Raw genomic sequence first — 17,053 nt, forward strand, 5'->3', positions numbered from 1 at the left:
CTAGTGGATTGGTGCTCTGACTACATTTAGTATAAGAGCAATTTATTTTAACCTATTAATAATTGAGGTGATGTTCAATGCCTTCCGTCAAAATTCGTGAGAATGAACCATTTGACGTTGCTATGCGTCGTTTTAGACGGTCTTGCGAAAAAGCAGGTATCGTATCTGAGGTGCGTGCACGTGAGTACTATGAAAAACCGACAGCTGAAAGAAAGCGCAAGAAGGCTGCGGCTCAGAAACGCCATTACAAACGTATAATGCGCGAATCTAACCGTAGAATCCGTTACTACTAATTGGTGATGCTTTACTAAAGAGTGATCTCTAGTAGAGCAACATTATAAATTATCGAGTAACGATAAAGCCCTAGATATCTTATCTAGGGCTTTTTTACAACTTAAATAATCAACTTGAACTGCTAAAATCGCTGAAATCACTTAAATTTATTTGATATTGAGCACTAAAAAGTCGTTATAATAACTCTAATTGAGCAGAGAGAATTGAACAAAGAGCTGATATTAAAAATGTTAATATTGGAAGTGTTAATACTGAAAACTCACCGACATTAATTGTGGAGATAGAATGATTAAATGGATTAAGCAGAGCAAACGAATATTTCCCGTAATGATGATAGTTACCCTACTTATCTTAAGTGGCTGCGCTGCAAGTGGTGGGAGCGCATCTATTCAGGGAAGAAATGATGCAGGCCCCCATCTATACGGCCGTATCGGTGTTGGATACTCTATCTAATCTTCACTCTTAGGTTTTGCGCTCTGAATCGGTACAATCGCATTTGTCACTTTAATTGTTGAGATTAACTTACCACTCTTTTCTGAGTAGATATTCACATCCCAAACATGACTTCGACGCCCTTTATGGAGCAGATCAGCTTTCGCGATCACCGTATCACCTATACTTGCCGAAGAGAGATGACTTGCACTAATCTGCATTCCGACACAAGCTTCATCAAGAGGTAGTATGGCAAAAGAGCCGATCCCTCCGACAGTTTCCGCCAATGCAATTGTTGCACCGCCATGGAGATAGCCCATCGTCTGTTGAAGTGCCTCTGTCACCGGCATCTTTGCCTCAGCATACTTCTCACTTAGCTCAACCATCTCGATACCGAGTGTCTTTAATAGGTTCTTACCTTGATAGCCATTAACACTCTCTACGGTTCTTTCCCCAGTCATATTTACTCCTTTTATCTGCTTGTTTGATACTTGTTTGTTATAATAACAAGAACTTTTATAATCTCATTTTTTGTCGATCAAGGAAAGGTCCCGTATGAATATCCAAATTTGGTCTGATTTTTCATGCCCATTTTGTTATATCGGTAAACACAATTTAGAACAAGCCATCATGCAATTGAGTGAAGAGGAGATGGCGATGATCAAAATTCAGTATCGCAGCTTTGAACTTGCGCCTGATGCGCCGCTCTATACTGAAGAATCTCTAGCTGAAGTATTAGCTGAACGCTACCAAACAACTGTTGAAAAAGCGAAAGAGATGACGGTCAATACCGCGGGAATGGCTGCAACCGTTGGCCTTACGATCAATAATGATAAAGTCATTCCTACAAGCACATTTTTAGCGCATCAACTTCTTCACTATGTTGCCAATAGAGCGCCTAGTAAAATTAAGGCTTGTGCGGATCTTCTCTTTAAGGCTTACTTTCAGGAGGGTGTTAACCTGAGTGATATCGTCGCCCTGATTGAGATTGCCGATAAACTAAAACTCGATCTTACCGATGTGAAGAAATCTTTAGATGATGAAACTTATGTAAATGCCGTTCGTGATGATGAAAAGATCGCACATCGCATCAATATTCAGAGCGTTCCTTTCTTTGTGATCGATAATGAGATCGCGATTCAAGGCGCACAAAAAGTAGAGGATTTTCATGATTTTATTGTGAAATATCTTGAAGAGAAAAAGAACCAACCTTTAGATGCTTAGGCAAAATCGATATCGATCTGATACAACAGACCTCTTATAAGGAGTTTATAACATGGAAATAGTTTTAATCGGTTTATTAGCGCTTCTCATTATCTGTTACATCGTTTCGCTCTTCCTTCTCACGAAAGAGGGCGTTAAAAAGTTGTGGATGTCACTCTTTCTTATTGTCTATGTCGTCGCCGTCATTGCATTGATTGTACTTCACTTTAAGACCGGATTACTCGCATCTATCAAAGATATGTCCGAGCTCTACTTTGCTTACTCTGTGATCACCATTCTCCTTCTTTTGGGGCTTATCAATATCTGGGTCTTCAAAGGTGTTATCATTCGTGTCTTTAGAGGGAAAGATTTAACCTTCACAGATGAGAGTGAAAAAGAGAAGAAAAAATAGCGAGTAATCATCAATCCCTTATGTAAGATGCATAGGATATATAGATAGAAGAGAAGCCGAGAAGTCATGATCTCGGTTTTTCTACTTTTGTAATATCATCTTTATCAGATTCACACTACAGTATCGACACAATATCGATCTTGCAATATTCAATTGTACAAGATCTGTCATATCTACCCTATAATATCGAGTTCACAATATCGATATGACTCAAAGAAGAGGAAGATCTATGAGCAAACCCCATGAAAAGATACAGAAAGCGCCTGCTTATTTTGCGATCAATTTCACCGGTAGAATTGGACGCCTCGAATTTGCCAATCGTTTTACAACCTATCTCTTATTGGCGATTGTGATCTATTGCGTCTACTACTTTGTGATTGAACAGGGAATTTTCTCTCTAACTGAATCTGCTGATAAATCGATCGACATGACCCAAACATTGGGAAGAATCATCTTCCATGCCGGCTTTATTGGTGCTGTTATTCTTCTTAATATTCGTGCCGTCGTGATGCGCCTTCATGATATCAATCTCTCGGGATGGTGGGCGACGCTCCTCTTTATATTCCCCTACTCATTAGAGCTCATTATTATTATGATGCCGATGACATTAGATAAAACGGTCTACTATACACTCTTCTTTATTCTAATCTCTTTAGCACTCTTAATTCGACTCTTCCCCTTTATTATGCCGGGAAGCGCTGTTGCTAATCGTTATGGAATGCCGATTCCACGAGGAAAGCCTTATGGACTCATTCTCCTACTCCTCTTTGTGACTATCGGGAGCTATTTCCTCTATCAATATATTACGCTCCAGACAATCACTATCACTTTCCTCTATGCCGCGGTTTAATAACTCGGTTTAAGAGCTTATTAATAGAAAAAGGCTGATGCGCTGCCGGATCTCACTATCTCGTTCTTTCAGAAGTTGCGTGCCGGCAATGAGCATCATTGATGCCGATCATGGAAAAGAAGGAAATGGTCGGTTCTCGCCCTTCAATAAACCTCTTAAGAATGAATAATCAAAAGAAATAGGCTGAACACTGCCGGATCTCACTATCTCGCACTTCCATGAGTCATGCGCCGGTAGTTGATGATCTCACGTTGGCAAATAACATCAATTTAATACTATTTTCTCGGCATCATCGATGCCGATCTGCGGGCATGCACCGGTGAAAAGAGCGAAATGGTCGATTCCCGCCCTACCATAATCCTTCTTATTTGTTAAAACAACAAAGGTTAATGAGTTGCAGGAGATTACCACTGCATTCTTCCAAAAGTTACATGCCGGCAAGTATCGCTACCTGAACGGTTAATCCTTCTGAAATAAAAAAGCTGATATCTCAAGAGAATAATCCCTTAAAATATCAGCCTCACTATACTCAGTAGAAGTTACGCGACTGTTCTGATTATTAAATTGTTATCTATCCGTCGACACTAACTCAATCTCATTCAACAACGCTTATGCTCACATACGCTTCTCTAATCGTTTTTTCACCCTAAAACCAATATAGAGCACGATAATCCAGATCGGAATAACAATCACAGCATAAACCATACTGCCCGATTGCGTCATCATCACAAGAAGCAATGCCAAGAAAGCTAATGCAATAAAGTTACTGATCGGATAGAAAGGGACTTTGAAGGTTAAGCTCTTCTCATCTACCTGCTTTCTAAACTTATATTGCACAATCACAATCAATCCCCATGTGATAGTTGCAGCCGCTACCGCAAGAGACATAATGCGCATAAATGCTCCCTCCGGCACTAAGAAGTTGATGACAACAGCAATCAAGGTACAAAGTGATGAGAAGAGGATAGCCACCACCGGCGCGGAATTACGATTGAGCTTCATAAAGAATTTAGGCGCATTGCCCTGCTCTGCTAAACCAAAGAGCATCCGCCCATTACTATAGATTCCACTATTGTAGACAGAGATCGCCGCCGACAATACCACAATGTTGAAGAAGGTCGCCGGGATATTGATCTCGCCAAATGGGGTATTCACAATACCAAAACCCATCTCTTTAAAGATAATAACAAAGGGGCTACCATCCGTTCCGATCTCATTCCAAGGGTGCAAAATCATCAACACAGCAATCGATAAGATATAGAAGAGAAGAATACGCCAAATCACCTGCTTGATCGCTTTAGGAATCGACTTTTTGGGATCATCTGCCTCCCCTGCCGTTATACCGATCAGCTCTGTTCCTCCAAAGGAGAACATTACAATGACTAAGGAGAGAAGAAACTCTTTAACACCATAAGGGAAAAATCCACCATGCTGCCAAAGATTAGCAATGGAAGCACCATCGGTGCCGGTGATAATAAGATAAGCACCGAGAGCGATAAGAAGCATAATTGCCAGTACTTTTACCAATGCAAACCAAAACTCAAACTCACCATAGATCCGAATCGAGAAGAGATTAATAATGGTGATAATGATCAATACCGTCAGTGAAGAGACCCAAAGAGGAATCTCCGGAAACCAAACCTGTATATAGATTCCAATCACCGAGAGCTCAGCCATACTGACCAATATATAGAGAAACCAGTAGTTCCAACCCGCTAAAAAGCCCGGGAATTCGCCCCAATATTTATAAGAAAAATGGCTAAATGCGCCGGCAACAGGCTCATGAGTCGACATCTCCCCCATCATCGTCATAATAAGATAGATAATAAATCCACCCAATAGATAAGCGAGTAGAATCGCCGGTCCGACCAAAGCGATCGACTCAGCTGATCCATAAAATAATCCCGTACCGATAGCTCCGCCTAAAGCGATCATCTGAATATGACGATTCTTAAGCCCCCGTTTTAATTTTGTTTCTTCCTTTCCTGCTACTTGACCCATGACCTTCTCTCTTCAATTGATACTCAATATAAGTGCCATCATCCCGCTCTGCTGATAAAGGATAAGGCTAAATCTTAGGTAGTATATCAACTTTACCTTGCCTGAGTGTAAGCTTCTTTCTAAGAGGAGAATTGCCACTTTTTTGACGCTCTTTTCAAAATAAGCACTTCAAAATATGAATCCACATTCCCGGCAGTCACGAGTCATCTTGATCTAGCATTGATATCTCGATGTATCATTATGAGTAAGTCACCAATACCCCTATCATTCCCATTCATCACAATATAAAATAGAGAATCGAAAAATAGAGGATCGTTATAAAACAATCATCTGTGAAATAATCATCTGTATAACATCTGTATAAATTAACTGTAAAATCCACTATAAAACCAACTGTAAAAATAGTATTAGATAAGAGGATAGAAGATATATCATGATCGGAATCATTGGTGCGATGGCACAAGAAGTTACTCTCTTAGCAAGTATGATCAATTCCCCAGAAAAACGCATTATTGCCGGCGTTGAATTTATTCAGGGAGAGCTTCAAGGACATCAAGTAGTTCTTCTTCGCTCTGGCGTAGGCAAGGTGCAAGCTGCAATGGCAACGACGCTTCTTCATGAACACTACCATCCATCGATGATAATCAATATCGGTTCTGCCGGTGGCCTCATTTCTGGGATGGAGATTGGTGATATTATTATCTCTAGTGAAAGTGGGCATCATGATGTCGATCTCTCCCCTATCGGTTTAGAGCCTGCAGTACTTCCCGATCTCCCTAAAACATTTCCCTCCGATCCTGAACTTGTCGCATTGGTAGAAAAGGTTCTTACAGAGCTCGATATCAATTCTAAAATTGGCCTTATTGCCACAGGAGATGCTTTTATCGCGGATCAAAAACAGGTCGCTATGATTAAAGAGATCTTTCCCAATGTTTTAGCGGTAGAGATGGAAGCTGCCGCCATCGCACAAGTCGCTCATCTCTATCAAACCCCCTTCATCGTGATGCGCGCACTCTCTGATCTTCCTGATAAAGAGATGCCGATGAGCTTTGTTGAATATCTCGATCTTGCAGCTAAAAACTCTAGTCAGATCGTCCTTAAAGTCTTAGAGGCGCTTCCTGCTCAGGGTTAGAAAAAGATTATCAGAAATAGCGCCGAAAATAGCACATCAAAATAATCATTTAGATATTAAGAATCAATCTTAAATCCATCTTGAGTCTATCTTCGGCAATCAATTAGCGACGATCCCAATGGAGAAAAGCCCATGGTCGGATATCGTGATAGAGCTGCAAAAGACGCTCATGATTGGCAGAGTAATATCTCTCAACCCGCTCTTTTTCAGATGATGAGAGCGGGCCTAATGAGCGATCGACTTCCTTCACAAAATCCTCTAACGAAAGCGCTTCTCTCTGCCGGCGATGATCTGCCGTAATAAAATCAACAGCAACATTATAGCCTTGTTGATAGAGAAGATTGAGCGCATAGATATAGGTTGGAAAACCGATATACTCCCGTTCTAAAAGATCGAGAAATTCCCGATTGATATAACCTTGCCGCATCGTCATTGTCATATAGACCGCCTTTTCTGCTCGACTATTAAGTTTATCGAGCGCATCTTCAAGATCGGAGACCATCGAAGAGCGAGAAGAGAGCGCAATATCACAGACCGGCACATCAGACCAATCATCCTCCCATGAGAGAAGAATAGTCTCGATATTATCGATGCCCGCCATTTTCGCCTTTTCAGCTAAGAGTGCTAACATCTTTGGACTATGATCAAGCGCATAGACCTTCTCCACATAAGGCGCAACTGCAAGTGCGATCGTGCCACTACCAGAGCCAACATCTAATACCGTTTTAACGCCGGAGAGTTCCATCCGATCTAAAAAGGCTGCTGCATAGTCATTACTACTACCCTCTCCTTCCGCCGCCAACTTCTCTGCCCGAGCATCCCAGTCAGCTGCTGTTTTAGGCCGGCGCAATGAAGCTTTTGCATGTTCTCTATAGAGCGCCCCAAAATCGATCTCATCAATCATCTTAATCTTTGCCATAGCTTAATCTCCCCCAGCTCAATATCATAATTCTTCTCTACCCTACCACATCCCCTAAAAAGACCCATCAGCCGATAGGCTAATAATAGATAGACTCATAATAAAATTGAACGAATCTCTCTCAAATTTCCTTCAAGTTCCCCCTAAAATTTTTTCAAAATAGTGTGACAATAGCTTTATGAAAAGATAAAAAAGATAAAAATAAGTGAGCTAAGTCAGCTTGAGTAGAAATTGCGCAACATTTTACAAATTCTTTAATTGTTATTTATCCAATCAAAATCAATAGGATAAGAAAAATCAAGAGTTCCACTCGTCTAAATGTTATTCATTCCTATTAGTAAAATGGGTGCATTGCGTAGAAGCGAGGTCTATAATGATTTTACATTTAAAATTTATTAGGAATTAGCAATTATGGCATTTCAAACAGTTAACCCTTATACAAATGAAGTGATTAAAACTTTCGAAAGTGCAACACGTGAAGAGATTGTTTCGGCAATCGGCGTTGCGGATCAAGCATTTCAAAACTGGAAAAAACTTCCGGTCTCTGAGCGCGTTGTCTACCTTCAAAAAGCTGCGGATCTTCTTCGTAAAAATGCAGATGAGTATGCGAAAGTGATCACTCTTGAGATGGGTAAAATCTTTGCTGAAGCAAAAGGTGAAGTGGAACTTTCCGCACAGATCTTAGAATACTATGTTCGTCATGCAGAAGAGCAACTTCAACCAAGAAAACTTCCTGTTATGGACCCTGCAGAAGGTGATGCAGAATTAGTATATGAGCCATTAGGTGTTCTTCTTGCTATCGAGCCTTGGAACTTCCCTTTCTATCAAGTTGCACGTATTCTCGCACCGCAACTCTCTGCGGGTAATACGCTTATCCTCAAACATGCATCGAATATTCCACAATGTGCTTTAGCATTTGAACAATTGATGAAAGATGCCGGTCTTCCTGAAGGTGTTTTCCAAAATCTCTTTATTGAACATGATGACGTTGAGCTTGTACTAGCTGATCCTCGCGTTTGTGGTGTTGCTTTAACAGGTTCTGAATTTGCAGGTTCTGCAGTGGCTCAAGTTGCCGGCAAACATCTTAAAAAAGCGATTATGGAATTAGGTGGTGCTGATGCATTTGTAGTATTAGATGATGCGGATATCGATAAAACAGTAGCTTGGGGTGTATTTGGTCGTCATTGGAATGCAGGTCAAGTTTGTGTCTCTTCAAAACGTATGATTCTTGATGCAAAAATCTATGATGAGTATTTAGAGAAATATACTGCCGGCGTTGCAGCATTAAAAGCTGGTGATCCGATGGACCCTGAAACTCAACTTGCACCACTCTCTTCACAACGTGCGAAAGATGGTCTTTTAAAACAGATCGAAGAAGCCGTAAAACATGGCGCAATTGCAACAGAAGTGGGTCCAAAAGTTCCTGAGCAAGGCTGTTTTGTTCAACCAACAATTTTAACAAATGTAACACCTGATAATCCTGCATACTACCAAGAGTTCTTCGGCCCTGTATCGATGATTATCAAAGCAGAAGATGAAGCTGATGCAATCCGCATCGCGAATGACTCACCATTTGGTTTAGGTGGATCTGTCTTCACTTCAGATAATGAGCGTGGCCGTCGTGTTGCAAATCAAATTTCAACAGGAATGGTTTTCGTCAACCATCCAACAATGGTTAAAGCAGACCTCCCATTCGGTGGTATTCGCCGTTCAGGTTATGGCCGCGAATTGATCGACTTAGGTCTTAAAGAGTTCGTTAACATCAAACTCGTAGACGTTGTCGATATCGACGCTCCATTCTAATTGGTGATTCATTAATCATTAATTAATATCAGATTAAACCTAAAGAGAAGGCCGTTATATTAACGGCCTTTTTCTATCTGCCCTAACCTGTTTTAGGTAACGATTTAAGAGATAATTCCCCACTGTTTTTTAAAGTTGTAAAGGGAATTCATGATTTCTAAGCTGCCTGTACCACGGTTAACTATTATCATTTAAATCCAAACCTATCTTATCTTTTCTAAGCTGCCTATACGGCAGTGAACCTGGATATCTCTATACAACGAGATCAAAACTGTTTCTAAGCTGCCTATACGGTAGTGAACTTTTAGTAGAGAGCAGAATTATGTATCGACTCTTTCTAAGCTGCCTATACGGCAGTGAACCTCAAGACATCTTAAATGTTGATGTTTTGAATTTTCTAAGCTGCCTATACGGCAGTGAACAGCCCGAAAAACTTGGCGATTCGCACTCAAGATTTCTAAGCTGCCTATACGGCAGTGAACAGCCCGAAAAACTTGGCGATTCGCACTCAAGATTTCTAAGCTGCCTATACGGCAGTGAACAGTTGATAACTTTTTGAAAATTATCTTTTAAATTTCTAAGCTGCCTATACGGCAGTGAACATAATAAACGTAATGTGATTATTAAAATCTTTTTTCTAAGCTGCCTATACGGCAGTGAACGACAAATTCAACGTGTGAGTTTATTTCTAATTTTTCTAAGCTGCCTATACGGCAGTGAACGGCAAGCCATTCTGATTCTTCAAAGAGCGTTATTTCTAAGCTGCCTATACGGCAGTGAACTAAGCGCATATATTGACGTTAAATTAGCTATTTTTCTAAGCTGCCTATACGGCAGTGAACTTTTTGAAATTTCAGAGTTTAGAGAGAAGTTATTTCTAAGCTGCCTATACGGCAGTGAACGATATGGTTTAATCGTAATGGAGATCTTTCTTTTTCTAAGCTGCCTATACGGCAGTGAACACCACTAAAAAATTTAACTATCATGAGTAAATTTTCTAAGCTGCCTATACGGCAGTGAACGATATTGTGAGAGGTAACGGCTTCAACATACTTTTCTAAGCTGCCTATACGGCAGTGAACGGCGGATCATGTCACATAACATTAGAGCGAGTTTTCTAAGCTGCCTATACGGCAGTGAACATCGTGCCATTATTCAATAACCCACATTAATTTTTCTAAGCTGCCTATACGGCAGTGAACTCAATATTTGTCGTACGTCGGCGAACCTATGTTTTCTAAGCTGCCTATACGGCAGTGAACCTAACCCCGCATTTTGATTGTATTGTATTGATTTTCTAAGCTGCCTATACGGCAGTGAACGATGGTTTTACAAGAGTTACTATAGATTATGTTTTCTAAGCTGCCTATACGGCAGTGAACCTCATCAACGAAGCGTTTGAAAGATTGAAGATTTTCTAAGCTGCCTATACGGCAGTGAACCGATACTCGTCATTCATCGGCGCATCGATCTTCTTTCTAAGCTGCCTATACGGCAGTGAACCAACATCAAAACTGGGGAATGCTGATCGATTATTTCTAAGCTGCCTATACGGCAGTGAACCGATAAAGCCGATATTCACATCCTGTCCGAGTTTTCTAAGCTGCCTATACGGCAGTGAACGTCGAGTGTGCAGATGTTGATGATTTTGACTGTTTCTAAGCTGCCTATACGGCAGTGAACATCCAATCAACTATTGTGGGTTATTGAATAATTTTCTAAGCTGCCTATACGGCAGTGAACTGTCCAACCATTCCCACATTGTTTATACCTCTTTTCTAAGCTGCCTATACGGCAGTGAACGTTAATTATCTCGGCGAAGACACAACGATTACTTTCTAAGCTGCCTATACGGCAGTGAACTGAGTCTTAATAATGCATCCAATGTAGAAATTTTTTCTAAGCTGCCTATACGGCAGTGAACCATTGATGTCGTGGTCGAAGTCCAACTCAAAGTTTCTAAGCTGCCTATACGGCAGTGAACATCCAAAACACGACTAACATCACAAGAAAGATTTTCTAAGCTGCCTATACGGCAGTGAACTTATCTATCTTTGTTACGCATAAATGTTATTTTTTCTAAGCTGCCTATACGGCAGTGAACGATCCCAAAACAGCTTCTGATCACCTCGATGATTTCTAAGCTGCCTATACGGCAGTGAACGACAGAACAAGTCAAGCGCGCAAAGAGGATATTTTCTAAGCTGCCTATACGGCAGTGAACGAAATAACGAAAGAGCAACTCGAAAACTATATTTTCTAAGCTGCCTATACGGCAGTGAACAATAGATTAAAATCCAAAAAGAAAGGAAAAATCTGGCACAAGGGCTATTTTACCTTAAAATACCAATGATTTTTCCCTTTTTTATAACCTATTGAATTATAAGCAATTTTTTAAAGAGCAAAAAATAATGGTTAAAACTCGGGAACAACTCCCCCAGCAGATAAACCATAGGTTGTAAAGAGTTGATTAAAACTATTATCTGAATCCACATTAACAATTTCTTTTTTAATAAAAAGTTTAAAGTTTTGATCAGATTGTAAACTCTTTATTTGGATATAAGGAAAATTGACTTCTCTTCTTTCCCAGTGAGAATATCTGTTTAACGCTTCTTCGATAGAGACAGAGTTTTGTTGAGCGTAATGTTCAGCATATCCTCTTCTTTCCTTCTCTAACCGAGCATCCCCTTTAGACTGATAGCGCTGATATTTCGCATAACTCTCAATTTTATTAGGTACTTCCTTAATTGATTGAATATGAACATAATCCGACAATCGCTCTAACCACTTTGGAAGCACAAGAAGAAACAGTTCCTCTTTGGTCTCTGCAAAAATGCGAATTTTATCACCCAAGATACCGATACTAGCTCTTTCATTAAAAAAGTAATTAGGAAAAGATACGCCATAATGAATTCTATTGCGCTTATCTTTACGCTCAACAAATGCTAAATGTATCTGGGTATAGATTCTAGTCCATAAAGAATACAAGTTCCCCTGACTATTCTCGATCAATGTCAGCTCAATGTAATATTTCATCTTATCCTTCCTTTAGATACGAATATCTGAAACATACGCTAATCCTTTCTTACCAAGATAAAAGGCTGAAACTCCGGCATTTCGAATCTTATCTTCTAGATCCCGTGCTTCTTCAGAAGAAATATTTAGGTTTATCGTTAATTTTCCCGTTACTTTAGTCAGTAACTGCGTCATTTCTCCCTCACCCTTTACTCTCGTTTTGAGTAAATAAGGATTTCCCCATACCAATTTTTTGGGGCCTGTCGTATAACGCTTCATAAAATCTTTTTTGGTAAATCCTCTTTTAGAAATACCACTTAACCCTCCTTGTGCTGTTACAACTTCACTTAAATCGTATTGTTTACTTAAACGATCGAGCTGAAGATATAGAGCTGCAGTATAAAAACTGATAGGCGTAAATAGACCTTTCGCCGTAAGTTTAAAATCGACCTCTGGAAAACTGAGGACTATTTTTTCATAAGCTTCTTTCAGTTTCCCTTCTAGTTCAATAGCTTTAATCGTATTTAAATGTTCTAATTGCTCAATAACACTCATAGGATCTAAAGTTGGAAGATTTTCTATCTTTACTTGAATATCATCAGCAAGAATCCAATCTGCAATCTCTGGGAAGGGGATAAATAATACGCCCCATAAATGCTCAGAAAATTCGCTATTAAATGAGACATCTTTGGCTTTAATCATGCCTGTAAAGGAGTTTTGATCTTCACTACCTGAAATATTGCGGATAAATACCATTTCTTGATCTTTGTATTGAATATGATCTTCGATATCTTTTTCTGTCAATATAGATTCGATATATTGAAAATAGTAATGTTCATCTAACCTTGATTGATAGAGCTTACGCTGATCCCCTATTAATCTATTCAAAATCCCCATCACCGTATCTTTGGTGATTTGATGCGCTTTATAGTTACCTGCTTTCTTCAATTCAGTCATAGATGCAATAAACTTACGGCCATTCTTAGGTAATGGCTCATTATTAGAGCCATCTAAGAAAGAATTTCGCCAAGAGGATTCGTAATCAATAATGATTTGCATGTCCCCTCCTATTGTGCTTTAAAATAAACCGCATAATCCCGCTCAGGTGTAGATTCAATTTGTTCAGGATTACGCTTAATTCGCATCATCTTATTACTATCGTTGTAATCGACCTCAACACTATCCACATACATATAGCCTTTTGCTTGACGAATAGTGAGATTTTGTAACATTTTTAAGGTCTCTTTCACAAGAATATCAATCGCCGTATTATCTAACAGTATTCCTGCTTCCCCTTCTTCAAAAATCGTTCCTACACGCACATAATTAGGGTGAAATACCGCTTTAGGATCTCTAGAGGGGTCTAAGCTCTTGATAAAATCAGCCACTTTCTGAGCAACTTTCTCACCATCGCCTTCTTTAATGACCAGCGCAGCACGATCAAACTTTTTATCAAGCGAGATAAATTCTAACTGTTCAATACTGATAGAGCCATAAGCTTCATATTCCGTATCTCCAAAAGTTGTTTTAGAGAAGAAAGAGTTACTCGATTCTTCCCCTTTCTTATTGATCTCTTTCTCTTTTGAACCCGATCGTCCCATCTGCTCAAAGTTACCATTTCCTAATTGATCCACAAAGTCGGTAATTAAAAGCGGACTTGTGCGTTTACATTGACTAGAAGGAACAACATAACCTCTAATTAATCCGGTAATAGAAGCAATCACATCTTCTAAATTTTTATCTTTTGCATAATGCAGATCATAAGCTTGATCTCTAAAGAGATGATGACGAATACAGTTTTGGCTGATATACATGGGTGTTTCTTGAAAATTGATATCAGAGGCTTCTTTACGATATTTATAACCTGTATCATCTTTCACTTTGCCGGATAGATTAGTATAGCCTCGCAATTTCGGCAGTGTATGGTTATCAACCGTTTTACCATTATCCCCCATTAACGTTGTGGGTCCATTCCAATTCACCACACCATAACCGAACGCTTTGATTTTAAAATCTACACTTTTAATACCTGTGACCTTATTCATGATTGTCTTCTCCTTGAGAGTGATTTAATAATTGCAGTTTGTCATAAGCAATCATGCCTATTGCTTGTTGACTACATATCGCATAATAGATGGCATGTTCATTGCGTTGTCCTACACCACCGACTTTATCTAAGTCATCAATGTGATAGCTTAAGTAAAGTGGATAATCAGGATCTCGAGCATATCCTTCTAACACTTGTTCTCTTAACTTGATTTTTTTCGCCGGAATTCCCTTCATAGGATGGCTTGGATCAATAATGCCCTGTTTTTGAGCAATAAATGGTAAAAGATCTCTTACAGCGGCTAAAGACTCTGTTAAATTATCGTATTCACTCATATCATCGAGCGGTGGCTCATACGCATAAGCATTCATAAAGATAGGATGCTGATAATCATCAAGATCTAACAAAGCTAATTGCACAAATCGACTATCTCCACGTAAAGAGTTTTTACTAATTCTTACTTTCTGATCCTTAGTCTTATTTTTAACAACGACACTTGGCTCGGCTACTTTTTTACCTATTAATGTAATACTCTGTTTAATGGCTCTCTCTAAATCTTCTTGCGTCGCCCTAAACCCTAATTCAGAATGATAAAAGTCTTTATAAATCTGATATAACTCCGTCAATAAAAAAGTACGCTCTCCTATTTTTTCTTGTAAAAAGTCATACCAATGTTTGGTTGTCTGTAAGCTATTTAGTTGATTGAGAAAATAGGCTGATGTGCCAAGAGATTTACCATTTTTAACCGCTTCAGTAACGGCAATAGTTAAAATATTAGGGTCTTTATTCTGCCCAAAGCGATCTAACCGCCCTAAACGTTGCAACATATTTTCTGGTGATGTCATCTCTGTCAACATCGCATCTGCAGAGATATTCAAAGATGCCTGAACAATAGGACCACTTCTCAAAACAGCATATTTATGAGTTCCATCCTTTTTAAAGGAGTTATAGACTTCATCAAATAAAATTCGCTTATCACTCTTTTTATATTTCGAGTGAAACAGGATGCTATTTTCTTGATCTTTTTGATAGATAAAACCTAGCTGAGCTGTCAATGCTGTATTACTAATAACAAAGGTATTATTTTCGTAAGATTGGAAAAATGGATTGTTATCCAAAGATTTTTCATCATACTCAACAAATTGCAATTGATATTGACTTGGATTAAAAGATGCCATCTCTACTACATCTTCAGGATGAACCCCTAAAATCTCTTTTAAATAAAAATAGTGAGGCGTAGCCGATACTAACAACGCTTTTTTCTGATAGTTTTCATGCATATTTTTATTTGCGATTAACTCCGCAAATAGAATATTAAAAATATCCATTGGAATATATTCATGAAACTCATCAAATACCACATGAGCTTGCATAAATGGAATTAAGCTATCAACACGAGTATGACTCACAATTGACCCAAAAATTTGGTCTATCGTTGTGACAATGACATCTCCCGAAAAGTAATCCTCTTCTGGTGTTTCATTGCCCCATTCATTAGTATACTTAAATTCACCGGTAAAAATTTCCACATCCGCATCGGGGAGATAAGTTTCGATTAATTCTTGAAAGATCCCTTGGCAAACCTGAACTCTTGGACACACCCAGATAATTTGAGATGCTTTTTGTAAACGCGCCCACTCTAAAGCTATTCTTGTTTTACCACATCCAGCAGGACCTGCTAATACAGGGATATCACGCTTCTGACTCAGTACTTCAGCCATTTTATTTTGAGTTTTCGTTCTGTCACTCAAGGGAAATTTGGTAGAAGCCGATTCTAAATGGGGCATTAATAGAGAAACATCATCTTCCACCATATCCTCAATCAATGTATCTAAACGCCCCTCAGCAATGAGCGATACTAAATTTTCAGCGGTTTGTTGAGAAATCAATCGATCAGCACTAATCAAACAAGATCGTAAAAGATTATTATGTGCATTTTTTTGAATATTATTTCTCAGTCGATCAAAGTCATCTGTCAAGGAATAACTCTTAAATTCTGCAAAAGTTTTTCCTTTATAGTGATATTCAAATTGCTCAAAAAGATCTTCTAATGCATCTACCGACCAATTTTGTCGAGTAATGAGAGATTCTCTATTTTGATATTGATCCGCAACTCTCTGGATCTCTTTGAGGAGTTCTTTTGTACCTACAATTAATTTTTGAAAAGCGCTGCTATCTAAATTCTTTCGCAGATATTCATATGCCTTAAAAACCTCTTCAAAATCATCTGTTTTTCTAAAAGGTTTTGCATGATGCCAATAGATTGTATGAATCAATGCTTCCTTTTGCCTTAAATTTAATCCCTGAAGCTCGGAATCAAAAATTGCTAATAAAATCGCAGAAATTTCATTATGTCTAGGGTGTTTATCAAATGTAAATTTCACATCTATATGTTGACCATCATCTTCAGGGTTTTTCTGTTTTCCTTTACGAACCCACTCCTGAAAATAGGGATCGAGTTTTCCTAAATCGTGTAAACATCCTGCGAGGAATGCTATTTGAGAGAGCTTTTGATATTCATCATTTTTCACAGTGCGTTTAAAAATCTCTTCCGCAAGCCAACCTACGGCAAATAAATGCTCAGCTAAAGGTTGTAATTGTGTATTTGCATATAATTCATTCTCTTTTGCTTTCATAGTCATCACATCCGTTATTAAATCTTTCATTGTCCAATTCACCGGCACATATCCCATCTCATTAAAGCGGTTACGATTTCCTACAACCCATAAGAGATCACTTCTTGAACGAGAGCGTATCCAGTGACAACTGACAGCTGTATTTTTAGAGGCGGTGCGACGCAGAAGTTTCTTGACCATTAATAAGCCTTCTTCTGTAATAATCGTTTGCCAAACATTATCACCAATGCGATTCGCGTAGGCATCTAATACACGTCGAGTACGATTTAATGCCTTCTTTTCACATTGACTAATAAAGGTTACCATCAT

14 protein-coding genes and 1 CRISPR repeat array are annotated in these 17,053 nt (G+C 38.9%); of the genes, 7 read left to right on the top strand and 7 right to left on the bottom strand.

All coding sequences use genetic code 11. The annotated features are described in order from the left end of the window. The first annotated feature begins 77 nt into the window (after nt 1–77). Nucleotides 78–293 (top strand): 30S ribosomal protein S21, encoded by a 216-nt coding sequence (gene rpsU / locus DC082_RS01920; RefSeq protein WP_094568120.1) that lies wholly within the window; start codon nt 78–80, stop codon nt 291–293. Nucleotides 294–579: 286 nt separating this feature from the next. Further along, the gene (locus DC082_RS10670) at nt 580–747 is read left to right on the top strand and encodes a hypothetical protein (RefSeq protein WP_157957384.1); all 168 of its coding nucleotides are present in this window, start codon (nt 580–582) and stop codon (nt 745–747) included. Here DC082_RS10670 and DC082_RS01925 read toward each other — a convergent pair. Then, complete coding sequence (locus DC082_RS01925; protein ID WP_109235521.1) at nt 744–1,187, bottom strand: PaaI family thioesterase; 444 nt, start codon at nt 1,185–1,187, stop codon at nt 744–746. The two genes, DC082_RS10670 and DC082_RS01925, sit on opposite strands and share 4 nt — an antisense overlap. Nucleotides 1,188–1,281: 94 nt before the next feature. Between DC082_RS01925 and DC082_RS01930 the strand changes: the two genes are divergently transcribed. The 3 genes from DC082_RS01930 (at nt 1,282) to DC082_RS01940 (ending at nt 3,191) form a co-directional block, all read left to right on the top strand. After that, nucleotides 1,282–1,950: a DsbA family oxidoreductase gene (locus DC082_RS01930; protein WP_109235522.1), complete on the top strand. Its 669-nt coding sequence runs from the start codon at nt 1,282–1,284 to the stop codon at nt 1,948–1,950. A 52-nt stretch (nt 1,951–2,002) separates the two neighbouring features. Beyond that, on the top strand, nt 2,003–2,341 hold the full coding sequence (locus DC082_RS01935) for a hypothetical protein (protein WP_109235523.1): 339 nt from the start codon (nt 2,003–2,005) through the stop codon (nt 2,339–2,341). A 229-nt stretch (nt 2,342–2,570) separates the two neighbouring features. After that, a complete protein-coding gene (locus DC082_RS01940) occupies nt 2,571–3,191 on the top strand; it encodes a DUF805 domain-containing protein (protein ID WP_157957385.1) in 621 nt (206 codons plus the stop codon). Nucleotides 3,192–3,806: 615 nt separating this feature from the next. On the opposite strand, the gene DC082_RS01945 is transcribed toward DC082_RS01940, so the two are convergent. Beyond that, the gene (locus DC082_RS01945) at nt 3,807–5,192 is read right to left on the bottom strand and encodes an amino acid permease (RefSeq protein ID WP_109235525.1); all 1,386 of its coding nucleotides are present in this window, start codon (nt 5,190–5,192) and stop codon (nt 3,807–3,809) included. A 430-nt stretch (nt 5,193–5,622) separates the two neighbouring features. Here DC082_RS01945 and DC082_RS01950 point away from each other — a divergent pair, with 430 nt between their 5' ends. Continuing rightward, nucleotides 5,623–6,324, top strand: coding sequence for a 5'-methylthioadenosine/adenosylhomocysteine nucleosidase (locus tag DC082_RS01950; RefSeq protein ID WP_109235526.1), 702 nt, complete (start codon nt 5,623–5,625; stop codon nt 6,322–6,324). Nucleotides 6,325–6,427: 103 nt separating this feature from the next. Here DC082_RS01950 and DC082_RS01955 read toward each other — a convergent pair whose 3' ends face one another. Then, entirely contained in the window at nt 6,428–7,243 is an 816-nt protein-coding gene (locus DC082_RS01955) for a class I SAM-dependent methyltransferase (RefSeq protein WP_109235527.1), read from the bottom strand. Nucleotides 7,244–7,654: 411 nt separating this feature from the next. Here DC082_RS01955 and DC082_RS01960 point away from each other — a divergent pair, with 411 nt between their 5' ends. Then, nucleotides 7,655–9,046, top strand: a complete 1,392-nt coding sequence (locus DC082_RS01960) for an NAD-dependent succinate-semialdehyde dehydrogenase (protein WP_109235528.1) — start codon at nt 7,655–7,657, stop codon at nt 9,044–9,046. Nucleotides 9,047–9,200: 154 nt separating this feature from the next. Next, a CRISPR array of direct repeats spans nt 9,201–11,330; the repeat unit is 28 nt; unit sequence TTTCTAAGCTGCCTATACGGCAGTGAAC. Nucleotides 11,331–11,461: 131 nt separating this feature from the next. On the opposite strand, the gene cas6f is transcribed toward DC082_RS01960, so the two are convergent. The 4 genes from cas6f to DC082_RS01980 are packed head-to-tail and all read right to left on the bottom strand — an operon-like array spanning nt 11,462 to nt 17,053. After that, nucleotides 11,462–12,082, bottom strand: coding sequence for a type I-F CRISPR-associated endoribonuclease Cas6/Csy4 (cas6f, locus tag DC082_RS01965; protein WP_109235529.1), 621 nt, complete (start codon nt 12,080–12,082; stop codon nt 11,462–11,464). Nucleotides 12,083–12,094: 12 nt separating this feature from the next. Continuing rightward, nucleotides 12,095–13,120, bottom strand: a complete 1,026-nt coding sequence (gene cas5fv / locus DC082_RS01970; RefSeq protein ID WP_109235530.1) for a type I-Fv CRISPR-associated protein Cas5fv — start codon at nt 13,118–13,120, stop codon at nt 12,095–12,097. A gap of 8 nt (nt 13,121–13,128) precedes the next feature. Then, the gene (gene cas7fv / locus DC082_RS01975; protein WP_109235531.1) at nt 13,129–14,106 is read right to left on the bottom strand and encodes a type I-Fv CRISPR-associated protein Cas7fv; all 978 of its coding nucleotides are present in this window, start codon (nt 14,104–14,106) and stop codon (nt 13,129–13,131) included. Further along, nucleotides 14,099–17,053: a CRISPR-associated endonuclease Cas3'' gene (locus DC082_RS01980; RefSeq protein ID WP_109235532.1), complete on the bottom strand. Its 2,955-nt coding sequence runs from the start codon at nt 17,051–17,053 to the stop codon at nt 14,099–14,101. Before DC082_RS01980 ends, cas7fv begins: the two co-directional genes overlap by 8 nt.

Origin of the sequence: Ignatzschineria indica, from assembly GCF_003121925.1 — a bacterium.
In the GTDB taxonomy this organism is placed as follows: domain Bacteria; phylum Pseudomonadota; class Gammaproteobacteria; order Cardiobacteriales; family Wohlfahrtiimonadaceae; genus Ignatzschineria; species Ignatzschineria indica.